Origin of the sequence: Bradyrhizobium sp. SHOUNA76 (genome assembly GCF_023006445.1) — a bacterium.
In the GTDB taxonomy this organism is placed as follows: Bacteria; Pseudomonadota; Alphaproteobacteria; order Rhizobiales; family Xanthobacteraceae; genus Bradyrhizobium.
On the sequence record NZ_JALBHA010000740.1, the window covers coordinates 1 to 2,252 of the forward strand.

The window sequence follows — 2,252 nt, forward strand, 5'->3', positions numbered from 1 at the left end:
CTCGGCGATGCGCTCATTGACGGCTTTGCGGAAGCCGCCGATGAATTCGGCGAGCTCGCCGATGCGCGCCGGAAGCAGCGCCTCGATCTTTTCGCGCACGCGTCGCGCCACCACCGGCGAGGTGCCGCCGGTACCGACCGCGACCACGACATCGCCGCGATCGACGATTGCCGGGAAGATGAAGCTGGAATGCTCGAGGTCGTCCATGACGTTGACGGGCAGGCCGAGCGCCTTGGCCCGCGCCGACATCGCAACGCCGACGTCGCCTGCTCCGGCGCAGACGATGGCGATGACACCCGAGAGATCGGTGGTGAGCGGATCGCCGGCCGCGATTTCGATGCGGGCTGCGTCCTCAGAGCTGAGCCCCAGATCCTGATTGCCGTCGATCGCATGCACGCGGATGCGCGCGCCGGCCGCCGCGAGCACGCGCAACTTGGCGCGCAAAAGCTCGCCCGCACCGATGAGAACCACCGGACCGGCCTTGAGATCGAGAAACACCGGCAAGAACCGCATACGATACTCGCTTCCCCCGATACGGGGTTGACTGGAATTATTTTCTATATATGTGTCGTTTCGAGCGCGCAAAGAGAAAATTTTTTCTTCTACTTCGCGCAGTGACTATAGAATTTTCGCCTCCAAACGCAAAGTGGCAGAGATGCATCTTCTCAAGGACGATTCCGCGCTTGTCGGAGTGAGCAGCCCGGGCCCCCTCAGCCGCGGGGGCTCGCAAGAATTTTCTGCTGATGTTGCGCCCAGCATGGACCATCTCGACCAGCTCGAGGCGCAGAGCATCTACATCTTTCGCGAGGCCTTCGCCCGGCTGAAGAAGATCGCGCTGCTGTGGTCGCTCGGCAAGGACTCCAACGTCATGATCTGGCTGGCGCGGAAGGCCTTCTTCGGCCGGCTGCCGTTCCCGGCCCTCCATGTCGACACCGGCAAGAAGTTTCCGGAGATGTATCGGTTCCGCGATCATTACGGCAAAGAGTGGGAGCTCGATCTGCGTGTCGAGCCCTGCCCGCCCATCGATGCCGTCGATCCGACGCTGCCGCCCGCCGCCCGTTCCGCCGCGCGCAAGACCGAGGGCCTCAAGATGGCGCTCGCCAAATACGGCTTTGACGGCCTGATCGCCGGCATCCGCCGCGACGAGGAGGCAACGCGCGCCAAGGAGCGCGTGTTCTCGCCGCGAGGCCTCGAAGGCAATTGGGACGTGCGCGACCAGCCGCCGGAGTTCTGGGATCATTTCAACGCCTCGCCGCCGCAAGGCGCGCACTTGCGCATCCATCCGATCCTGCATTGGACCGAGGCCGACATCTGGGCCTACACCAAGCGCGAGAACATCCCGATCATCCCGCTCTATCTGTCGCAGAACGGTAAGCGCTACCGCTCGCTGGGCGATCAGGACATCACCAATCCGGTCGCCTCAAACGCCACGAGCATCGACGAGATCCTGATCGAGCTCGAACAGACCAAGGTGCCGGAGCGTGCCGGGCGCGCGCTGGACCACGAGACCGAGGACGCTTTCGAGCGCCTTCGCGTCGCCGGCTATCTCTGATCAAGGACGCGAGCGCGTTATGAACATGATCGTCACCCCCGCTTCGCCTGCGACCCCGAACGGCACCACGCGCCCCCAGGTCCGCATCGTCATCGTCGGCCATGTCGACCACGGCAAGTCGACGCTGGTCGGCCGCCTGCTGCACGAGACCGGCAGCCTGCCCGACGGCAAGCTGGAAATGCTGAAAGCGGTCAGCGCGCGGCGCGGCATGCCGTTCGAATGGTCGTTCCTGCTCGATGCGCTCCAGACCGAGCGCGACCAGGGCATCACCATCGACACGACGCAGATCCGCTTTCGCACCAATTCGCGCGACATCGTGCTGATCGACGCGCCCGGCCACGCCGAATTCCTGCGCAACATGATCACCGGCGCCTCGCAGGCCGACGGCGCGGTGCTGATCATCGACGCGCTCGAAGGCGTGCGCGACCAGACACGGCGGCACGGCTATCTCCTGCATCTGCTCGGCGTGAAGCAGGTCGCTGTTGTCGTCAACAAGATGGACCGCGTCGACTTCTCCGCCGATCGCTTCAAGGAGATCAGCGACGAGATTTCCGCGCATCTAAGCGGCCTCGGCGTGAAGCCCACGGCCGTGATCCCGATTTCCGCCCGCGATGGCGACGGCGTCGCCGAGCGCACCGGCCGGATCGGCTGGTACAAGGGACCGACGGTGGTCGAGGCGCTGGACCAGCTCGAGCCGGCG

General features: G+C 64.8%; 3 protein-coding genes. 2 read left to right on the forward strand and 1 reads right to left on the reverse strand.

Features of this window, described 5'->3' with window-relative positions; translation table 11 throughout:
- The coding region (locus MOV74_RS36425; protein WP_246932142.1) for a bifunctional precorrin-2 dehydrogenase/sirohydrochlorin ferrochelatase at positions 1–513 on the reverse strand (513 nt) is incomplete at its 3' end.
- Positions 514–757: 244 nt separating this feature from the next.
- Between MOV74_RS36425 and cysD the strand changes: the two genes are divergently transcribed.
- Both cysD and MOV74_RS36435 read left to right on the forward strand, forming a co-directional pair.
- Positions 758–1,552 (forward strand): sulfate adenylyltransferase subunit CysD, encoded by a 795-nt coding sequence (cysD, locus tag MOV74_RS36430; RefSeq protein WP_246932144.1) that lies wholly within the window; start codon positions 758–760, stop codon positions 1,550–1,552.
- Positions 1,553–1,571: 19 nt separating this feature from the next.
- A partial coding sequence (locus tag MOV74_RS36435; protein ID WP_246932146.1) for a GTP-binding protein occupies positions 1,572–2,252 on the forward strand: 681 nt, incomplete at its 3' end.